Annotated in this window: 23 protein-coding genes; 4 read left to right on the forward strand and 19 right to left on the reverse strand. The window is 64.7% G+C overall.

What is annotated here, in order from left to right:
* Positions 1–6 precede the first annotated feature (6 nt).
* The 14 genes from D3260_RS02330 to D3260_RS02395 all read right to left on the reverse strand — a co-directional run bounded on the left by D3260_RS02330 (position 7) and on the right by D3260_RS02395 (position 13,017).
* Entirely contained in the window at positions 7–621 is a 615-nt protein-coding gene (locus D3260_RS02330) for a phospholipid-binding protein MlaC (RefSeq protein ID WP_120096959.1), read from the reverse strand.
* A gap of 156 nt (positions 622–777) precedes the next feature.
* Entirely contained in the window at positions 778–1,380 is a 603-nt protein-coding gene (mlaD, locus tag D3260_RS02335) for an outer membrane lipid asymmetry maintenance protein MlaD (protein ID WP_120096960.1), read from the reverse strand.
* 15 nt (positions 1,381–1,395) lie between these two features.
* Positions 1,396–2,181, reverse strand: coding sequence for a lipid asymmetry maintenance ABC transporter permease subunit MlaE (gene mlaE / locus D3260_RS02340; protein ID WP_120096961.1), 786 nt, complete (start codon positions 2,179–2,181; stop codon positions 1,396–1,398).
* Positions 2,181–3,014 (reverse strand): ABC transporter ATP-binding protein, encoded by an 834-nt coding sequence (locus D3260_RS02345; protein WP_120096962.1) that lies wholly within the window; start codon positions 3,012–3,014, stop codon positions 2,181–2,183. The genes mlaE and D3260_RS02345 overlap by 1 nt, the downstream gene beginning before the upstream one ends.
* Positions 3,015–3,042: 28 nt before the next feature.
* A complete protein-coding gene (gene lipB, locus D3260_RS02350) occupies positions 3,043–3,705 on the reverse strand; it encodes a lipoyl(octanoyl) transferase LipB (RefSeq protein ID WP_120096963.1) in 663 nt (220 codons plus the stop codon).
* The gene (locus D3260_RS02355) at positions 3,705–3,974 is read right to left on the reverse strand and encodes a YbeD family protein (protein WP_120097223.1); all 270 of its coding nucleotides are present in this window, start codon (positions 3,972–3,974) and stop codon (positions 3,705–3,707) included. Before D3260_RS02355 ends, lipB begins: the two co-directional genes overlap by 1 nt.
* Before the next feature lie 63 nt (positions 3,975–4,037).
* Positions 4,038–5,183 (reverse strand): D-alanyl-D-alanine carboxypeptidase family protein, encoded by a 1,146-nt coding sequence (locus tag D3260_RS02360; RefSeq protein ID WP_120096964.1) that lies wholly within the window; start codon positions 5,181–5,183, stop codon positions 4,038–4,040.
* Positions 5,184–5,259: 76 nt separating this feature from the next.
* Positions 5,260–6,240: a septal ring lytic transglycosylase RlpA family protein gene (locus D3260_RS02365; protein WP_120096965.1), complete on the reverse strand. Its 981-nt coding sequence runs from the start codon at positions 6,238–6,240 to the stop codon at positions 5,260–5,262.
* On the reverse strand, positions 6,237–7,262 hold the full coding sequence (mltB, locus tag D3260_RS02370; RefSeq protein WP_120096966.1) for a lytic murein transglycosylase B: 1,026 nt from the start codon (positions 7,260–7,262) through the stop codon (positions 6,237–6,239). The genes D3260_RS02365 and mltB overlap by 4 nt, the downstream gene beginning before the upstream one ends.
* Positions 7,259–8,380, reverse strand: coding sequence for a rod shape-determining protein RodA (gene rodA, locus D3260_RS02375; protein ID WP_120096967.1), 1,122 nt, complete (start codon positions 8,378–8,380; stop codon positions 7,259–7,261). Before rodA ends, mltB begins: the two co-directional genes overlap by 4 nt.
* Positions 8,377–10,290: a penicillin-binding protein 2 gene (gene mrdA / locus D3260_RS02380; protein ID WP_120096968.1), complete on the reverse strand. Its 1,914-nt coding sequence runs from the start codon at positions 10,288–10,290 to the stop codon at positions 8,377–8,379. Before mrdA ends, rodA begins: the two co-directional genes overlap by 4 nt.
* Before the next feature lie 120 nt (positions 10,291–10,410).
* Positions 10,411–10,896, reverse strand: coding sequence for a rod shape-determining protein MreD (gene mreD, locus D3260_RS02385; protein WP_120096969.1), 486 nt, complete (start codon positions 10,894–10,896; stop codon positions 10,411–10,413).
* On the reverse strand, positions 10,893–11,831 hold the full coding sequence (gene mreC / locus D3260_RS02390; RefSeq protein WP_120096970.1) for a rod shape-determining protein MreC: 939 nt from the start codon (positions 11,829–11,831) through the stop codon (positions 10,893–10,895). The genes mreD and mreC overlap by 4 nt, the downstream gene beginning before the upstream one ends.
* Positions 11,832–11,976: 145 nt before the next feature.
* Positions 11,977–13,017 carry a rod shape-determining protein gene (locus D3260_RS02395; RefSeq protein WP_120096971.1) on the reverse strand — a complete coding sequence of 347 codons (1,041 nt, stop codon included), beginning with the start codon at positions 13,015–13,017 and terminating at the stop codon, positions 11,977–11,979.
* 263 nt (positions 13,018–13,280) lie between these two features.
* Between D3260_RS02395 and gatC the strand changes: the two genes are divergently transcribed.
* From gatC to D3260_RS02415, 4 genes are all read left to right on the forward strand, one after another.
* Positions 13,281–13,568, forward strand: a complete 288-nt coding sequence (gatC, locus tag D3260_RS02400; RefSeq protein WP_120096972.1) for an Asp-tRNA(Asn)/Glu-tRNA(Gln) amidotransferase subunit GatC — start codon at positions 13,281–13,283, stop codon at positions 13,566–13,568.
* A complete protein-coding gene (gatA, locus tag D3260_RS02405; RefSeq protein ID WP_120097224.1) occupies positions 13,568–15,010 on the forward strand; it encodes an Asp-tRNA(Asn)/Glu-tRNA(Gln) amidotransferase subunit GatA in 1,443 nt (480 codons plus the stop codon). Before gatC ends, gatA begins: the two co-directional genes overlap by 1 nt.
* A 13-nt stretch (positions 15,011–15,023) precedes the next feature.
* Positions 15,024–16,481 (forward strand): Asp-tRNA(Asn)/Glu-tRNA(Gln) amidotransferase subunit GatB, encoded by a 1,458-nt coding sequence (gatB, locus tag D3260_RS02410; protein WP_120096973.1) that lies wholly within the window; start codon positions 15,024–15,026, stop codon positions 16,479–16,481.
* 163 nt (positions 16,482–16,644) lie between these two features.
* A complete protein-coding gene (locus tag D3260_RS02415; RefSeq protein WP_120097225.1) occupies positions 16,645–17,058 on the forward strand; it encodes a secondary thiamine-phosphate synthase enzyme YjbQ in 414 nt (137 codons plus the stop codon).
* Positions 17,059–17,250: 192 nt separating this feature from the next.
* On the opposite strand, the gene purH is transcribed toward D3260_RS02415, so the two are convergent.
* From purH to accB, 5 genes are all read right to left on the reverse strand, one after another.
* Positions 17,251–18,840 (reverse strand): bifunctional phosphoribosylaminoimidazolecarboxamide formyltransferase/IMP cyclohydrolase, encoded by a 1,590-nt coding sequence (purH, locus tag D3260_RS02420; RefSeq protein WP_233543923.1) that lies wholly within the window; start codon positions 18,838–18,840, stop codon positions 17,251–17,253.
* Positions 18,841–18,906: 66 nt separating this feature from the next.
* Positions 18,907–19,167, reverse strand: a complete 261-nt coding sequence (gene fis, locus D3260_RS02425) for a DNA-binding transcriptional regulator Fis (RefSeq protein ID WP_120096974.1) — start codon at positions 19,165–19,167, stop codon at positions 18,907–18,909.
* A gap of 79 nt (positions 19,168–19,246) precedes the next feature.
* Entirely contained in the window at positions 19,247–20,131 is an 885-nt protein-coding gene (prmA, locus tag D3260_RS02430; protein ID WP_120096975.1) for a 50S ribosomal protein L11 methyltransferase, read from the reverse strand.
* Entirely contained in the window at positions 20,131–21,486 is a 1,356-nt protein-coding gene (gene accC / locus D3260_RS02435; RefSeq protein WP_120096976.1) for an acetyl-CoA carboxylase biotin carboxylase subunit, read from the reverse strand. Before accC ends, prmA begins: the two co-directional genes overlap by 1 nt.
* Positions 21,486–21,965 carry an acetyl-CoA carboxylase biotin carboxyl carrier protein gene (gene accB, locus D3260_RS02440; RefSeq protein ID WP_120096977.1) on the reverse strand — a complete coding sequence of 160 codons (480 nt, stop codon included), beginning with the start codon at positions 21,963–21,965 and terminating at the stop codon, positions 21,486–21,488. The genes accC and accB overlap by 1 nt, the downstream gene beginning before the upstream one ends.
* Positions 21,966–21,985: the final 20 nt, after the last annotated feature.

Here is a 21,985-nt window from a genome sequence, read left to right on the forward strand (position 1 = left end):
GACGAATCACGAACCGGGGTTGTAACGTTTTTCCATCTGCTCGATCACGTTCTCGAGCCCGTTGCGACGGATCTGAGCGTTGATCTGACCGCGGTAATTGGTCACGAACGACAGATTGCCGACGCTGCCGTCGTAGACCTTCCACTCGTCATTGACCAGATGCAGCTGCAGACTGACCGGCGTGTCCTGGCCGTTCTGCGAGTGGATGACGGCGTTGAACGTGACGTTCTTGGCGTCGTCGTCGGCCCGTACCGGCTTGTACTCGATATTGACGTTGTCATTGAAGCCGAGCAGCGCACTGCCATACGTACGGATCAGCATGTTCTTGAAGGCGGTCTGGAAGCGCTTGAGCTGTTCCGGCGAGGCCTCGCGAGAGTAGCGGCCAAGGACCAGGCGTGACATGTAGGGCAGGTCGATCAACGGCACCAGATCGCGATTGATCAGGTCGTAGAGCGCCTGCGGATTCTTGCGCAGTTCATCGCGCTTGCCGTTCATGTCCGACAGGACTTTCTGAACCGTCTGCTTGGCCAGTGTCTCCGGCGGCGTCGGCGCTGCATTGGCCAGCGCCGGCAACATGAGGGCGAGGGTCAGAAAGGGGATGAATTTACGAGTCCAGCGCATGGCCTAGGCCTCTGATGAAGAAATAATAAGCGCAGAGAGCAAGTTTGCGTTGATGCCCTGAATGGCCCCTGAAACAGTCGGCTCAGGGCCTGTTGATGTTTCGTGCGCGTCCGCACGACAGCACTTGTCCCGAAGGGTTGGGCCGCAAATCCCGCCCTAGGGGCGCGACGAAGCGCCACCCGTGTCCTGGCCCGAGCTCGCGGGGGGCGCGAACATATCGTTGCCACTGCCGTTCTGGCTGTTTTTCTGGCTGTTCTGATTGTCGCTGCTCCCATGCTGGCCGCTACCGGCGTCATCGTCGGATGAGCCGCCGGCGAAAGAGGTCATGAACTGGCCGATGAGGTTTTCGAGCACGATCGCGCTCTGCGTGAGCATGAACTTGTCGCCGTTCTTCATGTTGTCCGGGGCGCCCCCGGGGCCGACGCCGATGTACTGGTCGCCGAGCAGGCCGGAGGTCAGGATCGAGGCATCCGAATCCGACGGGATCTTGTACTGGTCGGCGATCCGCATGGTGGCCACGGCGCGATATGTCGTCTGATCGAGCTTGATGTCGGTCACGCGTCCGATCCGCACGCCGGCCAGATCCACCGGCGCGCCCACTTTCAGTCCGCCGATGTCGTTGAAGGCCGCGGTCACGGTATAACCCGATGCATCGCTGCGATCGGCCAGATCGCTGACGCGGTAGGTGAGAATGAAGATCGCGGCGATGCCGAGGCATACGAACAGCCCGACCAGCATCTCGACGGCTCTCGATTGCATAGACGTTCTACCCTGTTAGCTACTGCTGAACATGACAGCAGTGAGCATGAGATTGGCGGCCAGGATCGCCAGCGAGGCGATCACCACGGTGTTGGTGGTCGCGCGCGACACGCCTTCCGACGTGGGCGGCGCATGATAACCCTGATAGACGGCGACCCAGGTGATGATGGCACCGAACACGCCACTCTTGATGAAGACGTTCAGGATGTCCTTGTCGAACTCGACGCTCGACTGGATGCCGTTCCAGTAGGCGCTGGCATCCACGCCGAGCATGTCGACACCGATGAAATAGCCGCCGCCGGCACCGATGGCCATGATGCAGAAGATCGAGGTCAGCAGCGGCATCGCGATCACCCCGGCGAGAAAACGCGGCGCGACGATCCGGCGGACCGGATCCACGGCCATCATTTCCATGCCCGAAAGCTGATCGGTAGCCTTCATCAGGCCGATTTCGGCGGCCAGCGCGCTGCCGGCGCGCCCGGCGAACAGCAGGCCCGTCACCACGGGGCCGAGTTCACGGACCACGACCAGTGCGACCGATGTGCCGAGTGCGTTTTCGGCGCCGAAATCGGCCAGGGCCCGATAACCGGACAGGGCCAGGACCATGCCGACGAAGATGCCGGCGACCACCACGATCAGCAGCGACAGCACGCCGACCGAGTAGATCTGCTCGACGAGCAGCCGCGGCTTGGTGAGCAGACGCGGAATGGCAGCTAGCACCCGCGCCAGAAAGATGGCGCTGCGCCCGAGTTCCGCGAGCCAGCCGAAGGTCTGGTTGAAGATGCGGCTCGTGCGTTGCATCACCGGCCGGCTCCGAGCAGATCCTGGCCGTAGGACGCCGCACCGTAGTGAAACGGGACCGGGCCGTCGGCCGAGGCGTGGATGAACTGCTGAACCCATTCGGATTCGGAATGACGGATGTGTTCCGGGTCGCCGTGATCGATCACTTCGCCGTCCGAGATGACATAGACATAGTCGGCAATGCCCAGGGTTTCCTTGACGTCGTGGCTGACCACGATCGCCGTCAGGCCGAGCACGTCGTTGAGCCGCCGAATCAGACGCAGCAGCACGCCCATGGAGATCGGGTCCTGACCGGCGAACGGCTCGTCGTACATGATCATTTCGGGGTCGAGCGCGATCGCGCGGGCCAGGGCAACGCGGCGTGCCATGCCGCCCGACAGCTGAGCCGGGAACAGATCGCGCGCGCCGCGCAGACCGACGGCCTCGAGCTTCATCAACACGATGTCGCGTACCAGCCGTTCAGGCAGGCGCGTGTGTTCGCGCAGCGGGAACGCGACATTATCGAACACCGACAGGTCGGTCAGCAGCGCCCCGGACTGGAACAGCATGCCCATGCGCTTGCGCAGCTCGAACAGTCGGCTCTGCGACAATGAATCGATGGCCTGACCGTCGAAGGTGACCTCGCCGGCATCGGCACGCCACTGGCCGCTGATCAGGCGCAGCAGTGTGGTCTTGCCGGTGCCCGAGGGACCCATGATGGCGGTGATGCGACCGCGGGCGATATCGATATTCACGCCCTTGTAGATCGTTCGTTCGCCCAACGAAAAATACAGGTCGCGCACCGCAACCAGATTGGGTGTCTCGTCTTGCCGGGAGGCGAACGCATCGGACATGGGCGAGATCCGTATCGAGTCGAGGCGGCTAGCCTACCAGAGACAGGGCATCGGCCTCGGAAACCCTTGTTTCGACGCCGAGTTCTGTGGCCAGATGTGTCGCCAGGTCGTCCGCGACGACGCCCAGCTCGGCGGGCCCGCCGCAGGCGGCGATCTGTGTCATGCGCAGTCCGTGATAGCCACAGGGATCGATGCGCGAAAAGGGCTCGAGGTCCATGTCCACGTTGAGTGCCAGACCGTGGAAACTACGCCCGCGCGACACCCGCAGGCCGATCGAGCCGATCTTGTCACCGTCGACGTACACACCCGGGGCATCGCGTCGCGCGCTGGCCTCGATGTCGTAACCGGCCAGCGTCGCGATCATGGCTGATTCCAGCATGCTGACCAGGCTGCGAATGCCGATGCCGTGTCGCTTCAGATCGAGCATGACATAGGCCATGAGCTGGCCCGGGCCGTGATAGGTGACCTGACCGCCCCGATCGATCGGCACCACGGGGATGTCGCCAGGGGCGATCACGTGTTCGGGGCGTCCGTTGCGGCCCTGGGTGAACACCGGCGCGTGATTGAGCAGCCAGAGCTGGTCAGGCGCGGTCTCGTCACGCTCGGCCGTGTAGCGCTGCATGGCGTGCCAAACGGGGGTATAGGGCCGGGGTGTCCAGCCGAAATGCACGAGCTCGAGCGGGGATGTCATCACAACGACATCAGCACCTGGTCGCTATCGGTCAGGGCCTGATAGATCGCGTCGAGCTGTGCCTTGCTCTCGGCCCGGATCGAGGCCGTGACAGCGAGATAGCGGCCGCCGCTGGAAGAGCGCGCCGAGATGTCGTTCTGCGTGAGTGCCGGCGCGTGCGCCTTGACCAGCTCATAGACCGTCTGTTCGAAGTCGGTGTCGTGCCGGCCGAAGGCCTTGACATCGAAGGCGCAGGGGAATTCAAGCAGGGTGTCGTCGGATTTGGCCATAAAAATGCTTTGGATGGGCGGGACCGGCGGACAGTCGGTGTCTGCCGGCCCCGGCACATCGGATCACTGGAACATCATCAACACTTCGTCGATGGCCTGACGGATGTAGCCACCGGTGGGCACGGTCTCGCCGGCATACAGCGGGACTTCCTTGAGTGTCTTGTCGTTGTACTTGACGGCCAGCGTGCCCAGACGCTCGCCTTTCTTGACCGGGGCGGTGAGCTGGCCGGGGAGTTCCGCGCTGGTGGTCAGCTTGTCGCGCTTGCCGCGCGGATAGGCCACGGTCACCGCGCCGTGGGCGACCACCGGCACGTCGGACTGCTCCCCCTTCCAGACCCGAACCTTGGAGATCTGCGCATCCGGCTTGAACAGCTCGGCCTGCTGATAGAAACGGAACGCATAGCTGATCAGGGCCTCGCACTGGCTCTTGCGCGCGGTCTCCGAGTCGGTGCCGGTCACCACGGAGATGACCCGCATGCCGTTGTCCTTGGCCGAGGCGACCAGGTTGTAGCCGGCCGTCTCCGTATGCCCGGTCTTGCCGCCGTCGACACGCTCGTCGGACCACAGCAGCGTGTTGCGGTTGTATTGCTGGATGCCGTTATAGGCGAATTTCTTCTCGTGGAAGTATTCGTCGTAGAGCTTCGGATAGTTGCGCACGATCGCCGAATACAGCGTCGCGATATCGCGCGCGCTCATGTAGTGATCTTCGTGCGGCAGGCCGTTGACGTCCATGAAATGACTGTTGGTCATGCCCAGCTGCTTCGCGTACTGGTTCATGTAATCCACGAATGTCGATGTCGTACCGGCGATGTGTTCGGCCAGCGCCACCGCGGCGTCGTTGCCCGAGGCCGTGATCAGGCCGTGGAGCAGTTTCTCCACCGAGACCTTGTCGCCGACCTTGAGAAACATCTGGGAGCCTTTCATCTCCCATGCCTTCTTGCTGACCGTGACCAGCGCGTCCGGCGACAGGTTGCCCTGCTTGATCTCATCGAACGTTATGTAGGCGGTCATCAGCTTGGTCACGCTGGCCGGCTCGATGCGCTTGTCCGGATTCTTCGCTGCCAGGACCTGACCGGAACTCTGGTCGACGAGAATATAGGTCTTGGCTCCCAACGACGGCGCGCTCGGGATCGGCAGGTCAGCAGCCGTCGCGGCCAGGCTGACCAGCATCAACAGGCTCGCAAGAAAAAGACGTTGGGCTTGCAGCATCGTAGAGAAGACTCGTGGCGAAGAATGAATGAGGGCCGGTCGGCCGCAAAAGTTTAGCGTTTCGAGCAGGCAGCGGCTAACGTTTCACCCGTCTGACAGCATAGCCGTCGGCAACCAGCCGACGCGCGACCGCGTCGCGGTGTGCAAGCGTCGAGAAGGGGCCCACGCGCACACGATACAGCGCCAGCCGGGATGTGGGGGCGAGAATCACCACCGGACCGAACCCGTCCCCCTCGATACGTGACTTGAGTTCCTGGGCATTGCCACGGCCACTGAATGCGCCGATCTGGAGCATGTCGCCGTTCGCACGGCTGTGATGAACGGTCGAGGGCGAGGCCGGGCCGCCGCGATCGGCGACGGATGATGCGGTGGTCGCGGGCTGGGTCGAAGCGGCGCCGTCCGGTGGCGGGTTGGCCGCCGAGCGTAGCGGCGCGTCCGGTTCATCGGTGTCGTTGGCGGCGATCCGGTGCTTGTTGTAATCGTCCGGCGTGACTGTACGAATGCGTACCGGCGCGCTGCCGTGCGAGACGATGCCGAGTTTGCGGGCGGCCACGTACGACAAATCGATGATGCGGCCGTCATGGAACGGGCCGCGATCATTGACCTTGACCACGATCTGACGACCGTTGTTGAGATTGGTCACCTGGACCCAGCTCGGAATCGGCAGGCGTTTGTGGGCCGCGGTCATGGAGAACATGTTGTACGGCTCGCCCGACGACGTGCGCTCGCCGTGAAACTGTCGGCCGTACCAGCTCGCACGGCCGGTCTGCGTGAAGCCGGCCGCGCTCTTGAGCACGTAATAGCGTTTGCCGAGCGCGGTATAGCTTTTCGGGTTGCCGTATTTCGACAGCGGTTCATGCTTGGGCACGGCATCGGGAATGGCGGCGATGTCGACGTTGGTGTCGTCCGGCGGGCCGTCGTCCTGGTAATAGCCGCCGCCCGCGCCGCCACCGCCACCGGCCGGGTGGTGGGCACAACCCGCCGCGAACAGCAGGCCCGTGCTCGCCAGGGCGGCGAGCAGCCGCCGGGCCAGGCGATCCGGTCCGGCCCCGTTCACGAATCGCGGCCCGATTCGTCGAAGGACTCGATCATGCGGCCGAGCTGGTAGACCGCCATCGCGTACAAGGGGCTGGTGTTGTAGGTCGTGATGACGAAGAAATTATGTTCGGCCAGCCAGTATTCGGGCTGGTCGTGGGGCCCCTTGAAGGCCAGAAGCCCGACGCGTGTGTCCGCCGCCGGCGGATCCTGTACCTGCACGCCGCGATCGGCGAGCTGCTGCCAGCTGTAGCGCGTCTTGCGCTTGCTGGGCTGGATATCGTCGATGTCGTCTTCGGCATGCAGCTGGGCCGGCTGAGCGATCGGGCCGCTGCGCTGCCAGCCGTTCTTGGCCAGATAGTTGGCCACCGAATCGATGATGTCAGCCGGTTCGTGCCAGAGATCGCGCTTGCCGTCGTTGTTGCCATCCACGGCGTACGCGTCGTAGCTCGAGGGCATGAACTGGCCGAGCCCCATCGCACCGGCATACGAGCCGACGTCATTGCGACAGTCCAGGTGTTCCTGCACGCACAGGGTGATGAACTTGCCGAGTTCCTTGGTGAAGAACGGGCTGCGGGGCGGATAATCGAAGGCCAGCGTGGACAGGGCATCGAGCACGCGATCCTTGCCGATGAAGCGGCCATATCGGGTTTCGACGCCGAGAATGGCCGCCACGATGTAGCGCGAAACGCCGTACTTGGCCTCGGCATGGGCGAACAGGTCGCGATGGGCAGCGATATAGTCCGCGCCCTGCTGGGCCCGGTCCGGTTGCACGAAAATCGGCCGATAACGGCCCCATGTCATGGTCTTTTCGGCCGGCCGTTCCATCTTGGCCACGATTTCGGGCTGATACGTCGCATCGGCGAGGAGCTGGCGTGTGGTCGCCCGCGGAATACCGCCCTCCTTGTGGAGTTTTTCGATCAGCGCCTTGCCGGCCTGGCTGTCGGCGTAGTCGCCCTTGGGCGTATCGGCGGCCAGGGCGGTGCCGGTGGCGAGGGGGGCCGTCAGCGCAGCCATGGCAAGCAATCGAGCACGAATCGTCATGTGGCGAGCAGTTTCCGGTGTGTATGAATGGACATCAGAATGCCGAACGACGCCAGCAACATGACCATGGAGGTGCCACCGAACGAGATCAGCGGCAGCGGCACCCCGACCACCGGCAGCAGACCGGCGACCATGCCCATGTTGACGAAGGCGTAGAAGAAGAATGTCAGAGACAGGCTCGCGGCGGTCAAACGCTGGAACGTGTCCTGACTCTTGACGGCGATGAAAAGCCCCCGTGCCACGACGAAAAGATAGATGGCGATCAGCCCGAGCACACCGAAAAGCCCGGTTTCCTCGGCATAGACGGCAAACACGAAATCGGTGTCGGCTTCCGGCAGGAAGTCCAGATGGGCCTGGGTGCCGTTGAGCCAGCCCTTGCCGAACAGGCCGCCCGATCCGATCGCGATCTTCGACTGCGTGATGTGATACCCGGTTCCCAACGGATCACGTGCCGGATTGAGGAATGTCAGCACGCGCTGCTGCTGATAGTCGTGCAGGTTGAACCATATGACCGGCAGCGCGGCGGCACCCAGGATGAGCAGCAGCACGATGATCCGCCACCGCAGGCCGGCGAAGAACAGAGCGAAGCCCCCGCCGGCGATGATCAGCAGCGCCGTGCCGAGGTCCGGCTGCTGGACGACGAGCGCGACCGGCAGGGCCATGATCAGCCCGGCCACCAGCACGTGGGACAGCCGTGGTGGCAGGGAGCGATGATGGAAGTAGGCCGCCACGGTCAATGGCACGACCAGTTTGCAGATCTCCGACGGTTGGAATCGCACCACGCCGAGATCGAGCCAGCGCTTGGCGCCCATGGCGGCATCACCGATGAACAGTGTTGCCAGCAGCAGCAGGACGCCGATCAGATAGACCCAGGGCGCGGCAGCGCGATACCAGTGCGGCGGCACCTGAGCCAGCACGACCATGCCCACGAGACCGACGCCCAGGCGCACCGCCTGATCGAACACGATCGTGTCCGAGCGGCCGGAGGCGCTGTAGAGCACGAACAGACCGAGCAGCCCGCCGCAGATCAGCGCAGCGGCCAGGGGCAGATCGATACGCCAGTAGACCAGCCACTCGGACAGTGTCGATGGATCGTCGTTGGCGGTCGTGGTGCTCATGAATCCTGTTGCGATGGCGAAGCGGATGCGTTGTCGGCCTGGCGGCTGTCGTTCTGCGACTGCTGGTCGAGATAATGATCGATCACCTCGCGCGCGATCGGACCCGCCACACTCGAGCCGCCGCCGCCGTGCTCGACCAGAACGGCCACCGCGATCTTCGGATGCTCGATCGGCGCGAAGGCAATGAACAGCGCATGCTCGCGAAGCTTGTAGGGAATGCTGGCCAGATCGGGTGCGACCTCATTCTGTGGCAGGCCGGCCACCTGCGCGCTGCCCGACTTGCCGGCGATCGGGTATTTGAGATTCATGCCGACATAGTGATGCGCGGTCCCGTGCGGATTGTCGATCACGCCGCGCATCGCGTTGATCACGGTGTTCCAGTGGCGTTCGTCCTTGAGCTGGATCGGGGGCAGCGCCTCCGGCTTGTAGGGCGTGACCTCGCCGCTCTGCGGGTTCTTGGTCGCCTTGAGGACATGCGGGCGATAGGCATGCCCGCGCTCGGCGATCTCCGAGACCATGGAGGCCAGCTGCAGCGGCGTGCTCGTCGTATAGCCCTGACCGATGACGGTGATCAGGGTCTCGCCCGGATACCAGGGCTGGCCGCGGTTGCCGCGCTTCCATTCCCGCGACGGCATGATGCCCGCGTTCTCGCGCGGCAGATCGATGCCGGTCTTGTGGCCGAGGCCGAACATGGAGCCGTAGCGATGGATATCGTCGATGCCGAGCTTCATGCCCAGCTTGTAGAAATACACATCCGAGCTGCGCTCGATCGCCTGGGTGAGATTGATCCAGCCCTGGCCGGATCGCTTCCAGTCGCGATAGTGGTGATCCGAGCCGGGCAGCGTGATGTAGCCCGGACACCAGACTTTCTTATCGGGGTCGATCACCCCGGTCTCCAGCGCCCCGATGGCCATTACCGGCTTGATGGTCGAGCCGGGTGGGTACTGACCCTGCAACGCCCGATTGTAGAGCGGCTTGTGCGGATCGCTGATCAGCTTGGCGTAGTTGGCATGGCTGATGCCGTCGACGAACAGGTCCGGGTTGTAGCCGGGTTTGCTGACCAGTGCCAGCACGCCACCGTTCTGCGGATCGAGTGCGACGACCGCGCCGTCCTTGTCGCCGAGGGCGTTGTAGGCGGCCTTCTGCAGGCCGGAGTCCAGCGTGAGAATCAGGCTGTCGCCAGCCTTGGCCGGGGTCTCGTCGAGCTGGCGCAGGGCTCGGCCGCTGGCGTTGGTCTCGACCACGCGCGAGCCCGGATAACCGTGCAGAGCCGACTCGTAGGCCAGCTCCACGCCGGATTTGCCGATATGCGAGGAGCCGCGATAACGTTTTTTATCCACGTTGGACAGATCGCGTTCGGTGATGCCGCCGACGTAACCGACGATGTGGGCCGCGTACTTGCCGAGCGGGTAGTGACGCGTCAGCCCGGCCCGGATATCCACGCCGGGAAACTGTTCGCGGTTGACCTCGAAGCGTGCGACCTCGGCCTGGGTCAGACTGAGCTTGATCGGGGTGCCCCGGAATGACGGGGTCTGGTTCAGCCGCGAGAAGAAGCGTTCCCGGTCGGCATCCGAGATATCGACGATCCGGCCCAGACGGTCGATGGTCTGGCGGACCGTCCCCTTGACCTGCTCGGGCACGATTTCGAGCTGATAGGCAGGCCGATTGTTGGCCAGCAGCTGGCCGTCGCGATCGAAGATCAGACCGCGCACGGGCGGGACCACCGCCATGCGCATGCGATTGTCCTGCGACCGGGTCTCGTAATAGCCGTGCTTGTAGACCTGCAGATAGTAGATGCGGGCGAACAGCAGCCCGATCAGTAGTGTCAGCAGACCACAGGCGACAACCGTACGGATGACGAACAGCCGCCGCTCGGCTGCGTGGTTCTTGATGGCATCATCGCCGGCCATGGGTATGAATCGCTATCCCCGTGCTGAATGCGTGCGTGCGACGTTCATGTCGTCGTCTCGATTCGGGCAGGGCGCCCGCTCCCGTGCGCGGTACCGGGCCGAGCCGGGCGGCGCGCATCGTCATTCGACTTCAAATTCGGCAATCCGTTCCAATAGATACGCCCAGGCCGGCCAGAGCAGCGTCGACGAAATCACCGGCAGCCAGCGCCATGACGGGGCCACGTCCAGGCCAGCAACACCGTCGACCCAGAACAGCACGAACTCGTAGGCCACGAGAATCGGGGCGATGAGCAGTGTCTGCTGAACGACCGGCATGGTCCAGAGCCAGCCACGCACCTTGATGAGAGCATAGGTCGCCACCGCCATGGCCAGGCCGTGCTCGGAAAGCGGCGTGGTGTAGAGGATATCCATCACCACGCCGGCCAGCCACGCCGCGAGCAGGCCGAAGCGCTGAGGCTGATTGGCCGCCCAGAAAAGCACCGTCATGGTGTAGAAGGCCGGCCGGAACGGCGCAATCAACGTGGGCAGGGGCACGAGCATCAGCACCAACGAGACCACGAGTGTTGCAAGCATCAGGACAATACTGACGCGGGCGTTGACGATCATTGCGTGTCGTCGGCGTCGTTATCGTCGGCGTCGCTCGACGTCTCGGAATCGGCCGGATCAGCCCCATCAGCCCCATCGGTGTCGCTGCTCTGCTGGTGGGTGCTCCACACCAGCAGTGCCTCACGTCCGCGATCGAGCTCGGCCGTGGGTGCGGCGGTCACGTCCAGAAAATCGCCGCCGGGCCGGTGGTTGACCGCGGTGACCCGCGCGACCGGATAATCGGCGGGATATCGACCGCCCAGCCCGGAGGAGACCAGCAGGTCTCCGACCTGCACGTCGGCGTTGTTGGGCAGAAACGGCAGCGTGAGTTCCTCGGAATGGCCGGTGCCCTGCGCGATCGTCTGCAGCCCGGTGCGATTGATCTCCACCGGCACGCCGTTGTTGGGGTCGGAGATCAGAATCGCGCGTGAGGACAGCGGCGAGACATTGGTGACCTGGCCCATGATGCCGTGGGCATCGATCAGCGCCTGGCCGACGAATACGCCGTCGGTGCTGCCCTTGTTGAGTTTGACGTACTGACGATAGGGATCCGGGCTGACCGACAGGATGCGCGCGATGAGTACGTTCTGGTCGAGCGCGCTCGCCGAGGCCAGCAATGCGCGGATGCGCTCGTTCTCGGCTTCGAGTGCGGCCAGACGCTGCAGGCGACCCTGCAGAAGCAGGTTCTTCTGACGCAGCTGGTCGTTCTCGCGAATCAGGGCGCCGCGATTGAAATAGCGATCGAGATAGCCGAGCGCCCGGCCGGGCCATTCCGCGGCCATCTGTACCGGCTGTACGACCACCGAGAGCGCATCGCGTACCCGGTCGAGTCGATTGCTGTTGTTGTCCAGCATCATCACGCCGATGGACGCGATCGCGATCAACACGATGGCCAGTCCCGGCGCGACGCGCCGGCCGAGGACGCGCGGCTTGTCGTCGTCGGACAGACCGAGCACTAATACCCTCCCGCGATACGAAGTCGCGGCGGGCCGAGTCGAAGCGATGGACGGATCAGTGCAGTCACGGCGAGCACGTAGGCGAGAACAAACCAGCGATCACAATACACATCGGTCATGCGCGCCGACCGACGGTCGAACGGGCCTATTCCAACGCGAACAGCGCGCCCGACTTGCGATCGATCATCTCGAGCAGAATACCGCCACCGCGGGCCACGCAGGTCAGCGGATCGTCGGCGACGATGACCGGCAGGCCGGTTTCCTCGGAGATCAGTTTGTCGAGATCGGCCAGCAGGGCACCGCCGCCGGTGAGCACGATGCCGCGCTCGGCCACATCCGAGCCGAGTTCGGGCGGCGTGGATTCCAGCGCCAGCTTGACCGCGCTCGTGATGTTGGACAGCGGCTCGGCCAGCGCGTCCAGCACTTCGTTGGAGTTCAACGTGAAGCTGCGTGGCACGCCCGCCGACATGTGGCGGCCGACCACCTCGATTTCCTTGATCTCGTGACCGGGGAAGGCCGTGCCGATCTGATGCTTGATCGATTCCGCCGTCGTCTCGCCGATCAGCATGTTGTACTGTCGGCGTACGTAGTTGACGATCGCCTCGTCGAGCTTGTCACCGCCGGTGCGCACGGATTCGGCATAGACGATGCCGTTGAGCGAGATCACCGCCACTTCCGAGGTGCCGCCCCCGATGTCCAGGACCATCGACCCACGGGCTTCGGAGATCGGGATGCCGGCGCCGATGGCAGCCGCCACCGGCTCCTCGACGAGATAGACCCGACGGGCGCCGGCGTTCGAGGCCGATTCGCGAATCGCGCGTCGCTCGACCTGGGTCGAGCCGTAGGGCACACAGACCAGTACCCGCGTCATCGGCCGCAGGAAACGCTTCTGATGCACTTTCCGAATGAAGTGCTGAAGCATCTTCTCGGTGACGGTGAAATCGGCGATCACCCCATCCTTGAGCGGACGGATCGTGCTGATCTGGGCCGGGGTTCGGCCGAGCATGCGCTTGGCATCGGCGCCGACCGCCTCGATCCGCTTGCCGCCGCGGGCATCGGTGCGAACGGCAACCACTGAGGGCTCGTTCAACACGATGCCCTGGTCGCGCGCATAGACAAGCGTATTGGCCGTGCCGAGATCGATCGACAGATCGTTCACGAACAGGCCACGGAAGTTTTCCAGCATGAAGCTCACCGAGCGTAAGCAGATATCGCACCGCCGCGATGCCGGACATCGGCCAGCGGTATGTGCCCTCGAAGACCGGCAATGCTAGCAACCGGAACAGGCCGCGGCAACGAGCGCGAGCAAACGGCCGGGCCCTGCGCGAAACGTGGGGTCACGGTCTGTTTTATGCTAGTTTCTGCGCCGCTGCGCCAACGCGCCGATCGATTCCGGCGCGGTGCCGGCCGCCGTTGAAAATCAAGCGAATCCACGTAGCGAGACGATCCGTGAGTCTAACTCCTGACGACGTGCGAAAGGTCGCTCATCTGGCCCGTCTGGGGCTGGACGAGACCCAGGTCGCCGAATACGCCACCGAGCTGTCGAGCATTCTGGACGTGGTCGATCATCTGGCCACGGCGCAGACCGACGACGTCGCCCCCATGTCCCATCCGCTGGATCTGAGCGCGCGCCTGCGTCCGGACGTGGCGCAGGCCACGGTCGATCGCGAGGCCTTCCAGGCGATCGCGCCGGATACGGCCGACGGTGTCTATCGCGTGCCCAAGGTGATCGAATGATCCACGAACGTTCCATCGCCGAGCTGATCGCTGCGCGGGCGACCGGCGAATTCTCCGCCGCCGAGCTGACGGCGCATTACCTCGATCGCATCGCGCGTTTCGACGACGGCCTGAACAGCCTGATCACGCGTACCGACGAGGCCGCACGCGATCGCGCTGCGGCGCTGGACGACGGTGTCGGCGCGGCGCTGTCCGGTATCCCGGTGCTCCAGAAGGACATTTTCTGCACTCGGGGCGTGCGCACTTCCTGTGCTTCGCGCATGCTCGACAACTTCATCGCGCCCTACGATGCCGGCGTGGTCGAGCGGCTCGACGAAGCCGGCATGGTCATGCTGGGCAAGACGAACATGGACGAATTCGCCATGGGCTCGTCCAGCGAGAACAGTTTCTACGGCCCGGTGCGCAACCCCTGGAACGCCGCGCACGTCCCCGGCGGCTCGTCCGGCGGCTCGGCCGCCGCGGTGGCGGCCGGCCTGGCCCCGGCCGCCACCGGCACCGACACCGGCGGCTCGATCCGTCAACCGGCCGCGCTATGTGGTGTGACCGGCATCAAACCGACCTATGGCCGGGTGTCGCGCTACGGCATGATCGCCTTCGCCTCCAGCCTCGATCAGGGCGGCTGTTTTGCCCGATCGGCCGAGGACTGTGCACACGTGCTCGGGGCGATGGCCGGTTTCGACGAGCGTGATTCCACCAGCGTGGAACGCGAGGTGCCCGACTATGCCGGGCAACTGGACGGCGATGTCTCGGGGCTGACCATCGGCCTGCCGACGCAGTATTTCGCCGATGGGCTGGAGGCCGAGAGCCGTGACGTGCTCGATGCCGCGATCGCGACGTACGAGAAACTCGGCGCACGCGTGGTCGAGATCGACATGCCGCATACCGATCTCGCGGTCTCCACGTATTACGTGATTGCACCGGCCGAGGCCTCGTCCAACCTGGCCCGTTTCGACGGCGTGCGCTATGGCCATCGCTGTGCCGACCCGGTCGATCTCGAGGATCTGTACACCCGCTCGCGGGCCGAGGGCTTCGGGGCGGAGGTCCAGCGGCGCATCATGATCGGTGCCTACGTGCTGTCCGCCGGTTATTACGATGCCTATTATCTGAAGGCGCAGAAGACACGACGGCTGATTGCCGACGACTTCCATAAGGCCTTTGCCGAGGTCGACCTGATCGCGGCCCCGGTCACCCAGGCGCCGGCCTTTGCCATCGGCGAGAAAGCCGATGACCCGGTTGCCATGTATCTCAACGATGTCTATACGCTGCCGGCGAGCCTGGCCGGCGTGCCGGGCATGTCGGTACCGGCCGGATTCTCGAACGGCCTGCCGGTCGGCCTGCAGCTGATCGCGCCCTGGTTCGCCGAGGGCCGGCTGCTCAACGCGGCCCACGCCTATCAGCAGGTCACCGACTGGCATACCCGTCGCCCGCCGGGCTTCGAATAGGAACGAGCGCGCCATGAACTGGGAAACCGTCATCGGGCTGGAAGTGCATATCCAGCTCGCGACACAGAGCAAGATCTTTTCGAGTGCGCCGACCGCTTACGGTGCGGCGCCGAACACGCAGGCCAATGCGGTGGACATCGCGCTGCCGGGCGTGTTGCCGGTGATCAACGCCGAGATCGTGCGCATGGCCACCCGTTTCGGCCTGGCGATCGATGCCGAGATCGCGCCGCGGTCGGTCTTCGCGCGCAAGCATTATTTCTATCCGGATCTGCCCAAGGGCTATCAGATCAGCCAGTACGACCTGCCCACGGTGGCCGGCGGTCATCTGGATATCGTGACCGAGGCCGGCGGTGCGCGGCGTATCGGCATCACGCGGGCGCATCTCGAGGAAGACGCCGGCAAATCGCTGCACGAAGCCTTCGATCGCGAGACCGGTATTGATCTCAACCGGGCCGGTACGCCGCTCATCGAGTGTGTTTCCGAACCCGAGATCACGAGTGCGGCCGAAGCCGCGGCCTACGCGCGCAAGCTGCATTCGCTGGTCCGTTATCTCGGTATCTGCGACGGCAACATGGCCGAGGGCAGTTTTCGTGTGGATGCCAACGTCTCGGTGCGCCCGGCCGGCACCCGGGAGTTCGGCACGCGGACCGAGACCAAGAACGTCAACTCGTTCCGGTTTCTCGAGCGCGCCATCGAGTACGAGATCGAACGACAGATCGACGTGCTCGAGTCGGGCGGCACGATCGTGCAGGAGACGCGCCTGTTCGACCCGGACTCCGGCGAGACCCGCGCGATGCGGTCCAAGGAAGAGGCCCACGACTATCGGTATTTCCCCGATCCGGATCTGTTGCCGGTCGAGATCGATGCCGCGTTCATCGAATCGATTCGGGCCGATATGCCCGAACTGCCGGATGCCAAGGCCGCGCGTTTCGTTGCCGAGTACGCGCTCGGCGAGGCCGATGCCGCAGCGCTGACCGGCGACCGCGCCTGGGCCGATTACTTCGAGGCCACGGTTGCAGCCGCCGGCGGCAAGAAGGCGACCCAGGGCAAGCCGGCCGCCAACTGGATCACCACATCGTTGGCCGGCGAGCTCAATCGTTCGGGCACGACGATCGACGAGGCGCCGATCAGCGCCGATCAGCTGGGTGGGCTGTTGGCGCGTATCGCCGACGACACCATTTCCGGCAAGATCGCCAAGCAGGTCTTCGATGCGCTCGTGGCCGGCGAGGGCGAGACCGCCGATGCGGTCATCGAGGCCCGCGGGTTGAAACAGATCACCGACACCGACGCCATCGAGGCGCTGGTCGACGAGGCGATCGCCAACAATCCGGATCAGGTCCAGCAGTATCTGGACGGCAAGACCAAGATCGTCGGCTTTCTGGTCGGCCAGGTCATGAAAGCCTCGCAGGGCAAGGCCAACCCCAAGGACGTCAACCAGCGTCTGGTGGCCAAGCTGGACGCGATGGCCTGACAAGGCCGGCCCCCGGGCGGGCGGCTTGTACCGTGCGTTTGCGGCCCGTCTGTACCATGGCCGGCAATCGGTTGCCGCGCATGGCCCCGGTCGACAAGGGCTCGTGCCCAGGTGGCCGATGTCGGCCGCGCTTCATTCGCACGTTCTTCCGGGAGAGGATTTCATGCAGAAGACCCTGACGTTCAATACCGCCGGTCGTGGCACCGACGACATCACGCGCGATGTCGATGCCGTGGTGCGCGAGTCCGGTATCGAGGCCGGGCTGGCTCATGTCTTCATCCAGCACACCTCGGCTTCGCTGATGATCTGCGAAAACGCCGACCCGGACGTGCGTGGCGACGTGGAGCGCTGGCTGTCGGCGACGGTCCGCGACGGCGATCCGATGTATGCGCACGATATGGAAGGTCCGGACGATATGTCAGGCCATATCCGCTCGATTCTGACCAGCATGGATCTCACCGTGCCGGTCAGCGACGGTCGGCTGAATCTGGGCACCTGGCAGGGCATCTATCTTTACGAGCATCGCAGCGCGCCGCATACACGTCGTGTGGTGATCACCGTCACCCGCGCCGGCTAAACGCACCGGGCGGCCTGACAGAGCCGCCCATGCACGCGGCTGTCGTCGGCCGAGGTCGCCTCCCGAAAGCGAGGAGGCGATCCGCAAGAGTCAGCACTGCGCCGTGAGATGTCTGCGCGCGCTCAGGTCGCGCCCGTGGCCGACTTGGGCTGTGCCCGGCTGTCGAAAGACAGGCTGGGTATGCAACACGCCCTAGTGGCGGAAGTGGCGCATGCCGGTAAACAGCATGGCGATGCCGGCTTCGTTGGCGGCCGCGATGACTTCCTCGTCACGGATCGATCCGCCGGGCTGGATTACCGCGGCTACACCGGCCGCGGCGGCCGTATCGATACCGTCGCGAAACGGAAAGAACGCATCGGAGGCCATGACCGAGCCGGCGACGTCGAGGCCGGCATCCTGGGCCTTGGTCTGGGCGATGCGCGCCGAGTCCACGCGGCTCATCTGGCCGGCGCCGATGCCGACGGTTGCGCCGTTCCGGGCATAGACGATCGCATTGGACTTGACGAATTTGGCCACGCGCCAGGCGAACATCAGATCCTGGAACTGTGTGCCGTCCGGTTCGTTTTCCGAGGCGACCTGCAGCTGACTTCGGTCCAGTAGCTGGGTGTCGGCATCCTGGACGAGCAGGCCACCGGCAATGGGTTTGACCGTCAGCTCGGCATCGCTCGCGGTTTGCCACTCGCCGATGGCCAGCACGCGCAGGTTCTTCTTGCGTGCGAACACGGCCAGCGCATCTTCGGCAATGGAGGGCGCCAGGATGACCTCGGCGAACTGGTTATCGACGATGGCCTCGGCGGTGTCGGCCTCCAGATGTCGGTTGAAGGCCAGAATGCCGCCGAACGAAGACACAGGGTCGGTCGCGAACGCACGCTTGTAGGCCGCGGTCAGATCCGGGGCGACCGCCACACCGCAGGGGTTGGCATGCTTGACGATCACGCAGGCCGGCGACTGGTCGAAGGCCCGCACGCAGGCCAGCGCCGCGTCGGCGTCGGCGAGATTGTTGTAGGACAGTGCCTTGCCCTGGACGACACGGGCATCGACGAGACTCACGCCGCTGCTGGTGTTACCCGCATAGACGGCAGCCCGCTGATGCGGGTTTTCGCCGTAGCGCAGGTCCGCGCGCTTGGCAAAGCCCGGTGCATAGCGTTCCGGCAGATCATCGGACGTCTCGCCTGCCGGCGCTTCCGTGCGCAGATAGCTGGCGATCGCGCTGTCGTAATGGGCGGTATGCGCGAAGCCCTTGGCCGCCAGGCGGCGGCGCGTGGCCGTCTGGGTGCCGCCGTGGGCACCCAGATCGGCCAGCACTGTCTCGTAATCGGCCCCGTCGACGACCAGCGTGACATCCGCGTGGTTCTTGGCTGCTGCCCGCAGCATGGCCGGCCCACCGATATCGATCGTCTCGACCGCTGTCGCGTGGTCGGTTCCGGGTTTGGCGATGGTCTGCTCGAAGGGATAGAGATTGACCACGACCAGATCGATCGGGGCGATGTCATGTTCGGCCATGACGGCATCGTCGGTACCACGGCGGCCGAGAATGCCGCCGTGAATCTTCGGATGCAGCGTCTTGACCCGGCCGGCCATGATTTCCGGAGCGCCGGTGTGGGCCGAGACATCGGTAACCGCCACACCGGCCTCGCGCAGCGCGCGCGCAGTGCCACCGGTCGACAGGATCTCCACCCCGTGGTCTTCGACGAGCTGTTTGGCGAACTCGGCCACGCCGGTCTTGTCCGATACGCTCACGAGCGCGCGACGAATCGGGGCGATGGTGTGTCCCTGCGACATGCGTTTCCTGCTGGGTGAAGGGGATTCGGGCGAGGCAGCGCGCGGTATCGGCCGGCGCGCGCTGGTCTACTGATCGAGGTTGTAGGTCCGCAGTTTCTTGCGCAGCGTGCCCCGATTGATACCGAGCATCTCCGCCGCTCGCGACTGGTTGCCCCGGTTGTAGGCAAGCACGCGTTCGAGCAGCGGTCTTTCCACCTGCTCGAGAATCATGCGGTAGAGATCGTTGGGCGGCGCGCTGCCGTTGAGCGACTCGAAGTACCGGTCGAGACTGGCACCGACGTAGTGGCTCAGGGGCTGGGCATTGTCGTCGGCGTCGTCTGCGCGCATCCAAATGACCGTGAGCTTCCAAACAGCGCGCCACTATAACGGCAACGCGATCCGAGAAAAAGACGACTAAAGGCTTGTTCTACGCCGTCGTGCGGCGTTTGCCGGTCAGACGGGCCCAGTCGTCCTCGAGGGTGGGTGGCTCGAGCGCGAAGTCCGACGCATAGGCGACACGCACCTCGTCGATCTGGCGGGACAACAATCCGGCCAGAACGATCGGGGCCTCGGCCTGTGCGTGGCCGGCCAGTGTCGGTGCCAGCTCGATCAGCGGGCGCGCGAGAATATTGGCCAGCACGATATCGAACGGGCCGTGCTCGATCGCATCGATCGGTGGCGTGTGCACTCGATTCGCCACCCCGTTATGGGCCGCATTCTCACGCGTGGCCTGGACGGCCTGATCGTCGATATCGACCGCCACGACTTCGGCGGCACCGAGCAGAACAGCGGCGATCGCCAGGATCCCGGAGCCACAGCCGTAGTCGAGCACGCGCTTGCCGGTCAGGTCGGTTTCGGCGAGCCAGGCCAGGCATAGCCGGGTGGTCGGGTGCGTGCCGGTGCCAAAGGCCAGCCCCGGGTCGAGCCGCATCACGATGGCATCGGGTCCGGCCTCGACGGTGGCCGTATGCGGCGCCACCCAGAGCCGGTCGCCGAATTGCATCGGCGGATGCTCGGCGAGCCAGGCGCTGGCCCAGTCCTGATTCTCCAGCGTCTGGGTCTCGACGGTCACGTCGTCGCCCAGTGTTTCCCGCAGGGCCGCGACGATCGGCTCGGCGAGCGTGCCCTGCGTGAACAGCCCCAGCACCCGTGCCCGCGCGAAGGCGGGCATGGCGTTGGGGCTCATTTCGACCGTCAGCTCGTCGCCGGCGTCCAGCTCGGTGATCGCGTCCGCGCCGAACTGCTCGAATACCGCCTCGGCGAGTGCCGTGCGATGTGTTGTCGCCGTGATCTGGAGCCAGGAGATGGTCATCAGTCCTTGCCGAGCCGCTGACGGATCTTCTTCTCGAGCCAGTGAATGGAAACGCCGCCGTGTGCGAATTCCGGATCGTTGATGATCCACTGATGCAGCGCAAGATTGGTGTGAATGCCTTCCACGACCATTTCCGACAGGGCCATGTCCATGCGCGCCCGGGCGGCATCGCGCGTGTCGCCGTGGGCGATCAGCTTGCCGATGAGCGAGTCGTAGTGGGGCGGCACCGAATAGCCGGCATACATGTGGCTGTCCATGCGAATGCCGGGGCCACCGGGCGCATGATACTGCTCGACCTTGCCGGGCGAGGGCACGAAGGTCTCCGGATGCTCGGCGTTCACGCGACATTCGATGGCGTGGCCACGCAGGCGGATATCATCCTGCGTGTAGCGCAGTTTCTCGCCCGCGGCGATGCGCAGCTGCTCGGCGACGAGATCGACGCCCGTGACCATTTCGGTGACCGGATGCTCCACCTGGATGCGCGTGTTCATCTCGATGAAATGGAACTCGCCCTTCTCGTAGAGAAACTCGAAGGTGCCGGCACCGCGATAGCCGATGCGCTTGCAGGCCTCGACGCAGAGCGCGCCGATTTCGTTGCGCTGTGCCTCGGTGATACCCGGGGCCGGCGATTCCTCGACGACTTTCTGGTGGCGGCGCTGCGGCGAGCAGTCCCGCTCGCCGAGATGGATCACGTTGCCATGTTCATCGGCCAGCACCTGGATCTCGATATGCCGCGGCAGTTCGAGATACTTCTCCATGTAGACGGCCGAATTGCCGAAGAAGCTCGAGGCCTCGCGTCGCGCCATGTCCACGGCGCCGGCCAGATCGTCGGCTTCATAGACAACGTGCATGCCGCGACCGCCGCCGCCACCGGCGGCCTTGATGATCACCGGATAACCGATGCGCTCGGCGATCTGGCGGTTCTCGGCATCGTCGGCGGTCAACGGCTTGCCCGAGCCGGGCACGCAGGGCACGCCGGCAGCCATCATCTCCTGAATGGCCGAGGTCTTGTCGCCCATCAAGCGGATCGTCTCGGCTCTCGGGCCGATGAACGTGAAACCCGACTGCTCGACGCTTTCGGCGAAATCGGCGTTCTCGGAAAGAAAACCGTAGCCCGGATGGATGGCGGTCGCGCCAGCGACTTCGGCCGTCGACATCAACGAAGCCATGTTCAGATAGCTGGCCGTGGCCGCGGGCGGGCCAATGCAGACCGCTTCTTCGGCCAGCAGCACGTGTTTCTGGTCGCGATCGGCCGAGGAATAGGCCGCAACGACCGGAATGTCGAGCTGGCGACAGGCGCGCAGGATACGCAGCGCGATCTCGCCGCGGTTGGCGATCAGGACTTTTTCGAGCATTACTTCACCACGAACAGGGGCTGATCGTATTCGACCGGCTGGCCGTTCTCGACGAGGATCTCGGCGATTTCACCGGAGACCTCGCCCTCGATCTGGTTGAGCATCTTCATGGCTTCGATGATGCACAGCGTGTCGTTCGGGCCGACCGTATCACCGACTTCCACGAAGGATTTCGCATCCGGTGCCGGCGCCCGATAGAACGTGCCGACCATGGGCGAGCGTACGACGTGACCCGAGGGCGTGTCGTCCTGCGCGGGCGTGGATGCGGCACCCGCGTCATCGCTCGGGGCGGCCGGTGCGGGCGTACCTGCTGCGGCCGGGGCGCCGACCGCGTACTGAGCCGGCGCGGGCGCCGGCTGGCTGGCGGCCGGCGCATAACGGCCGATCCGCACGGACTCCTCGCCCTCGGTGATTTCGAGTTCGGCAATGCCCGAGTCTTCGACGAGCTCGATCAGCTTCTTGAGTTTGCGGATATCCATGGGGTCGGCTGCTCCTGTCG

It is taken from the genome of Salinisphaera sp. Q1T1-3 (assembly GCF_003602005.1).
Classification (GTDB): Bacteria; Pseudomonadota; Gammaproteobacteria; order Nevskiales; family Salinisphaeraceae; genus Salinisphaera.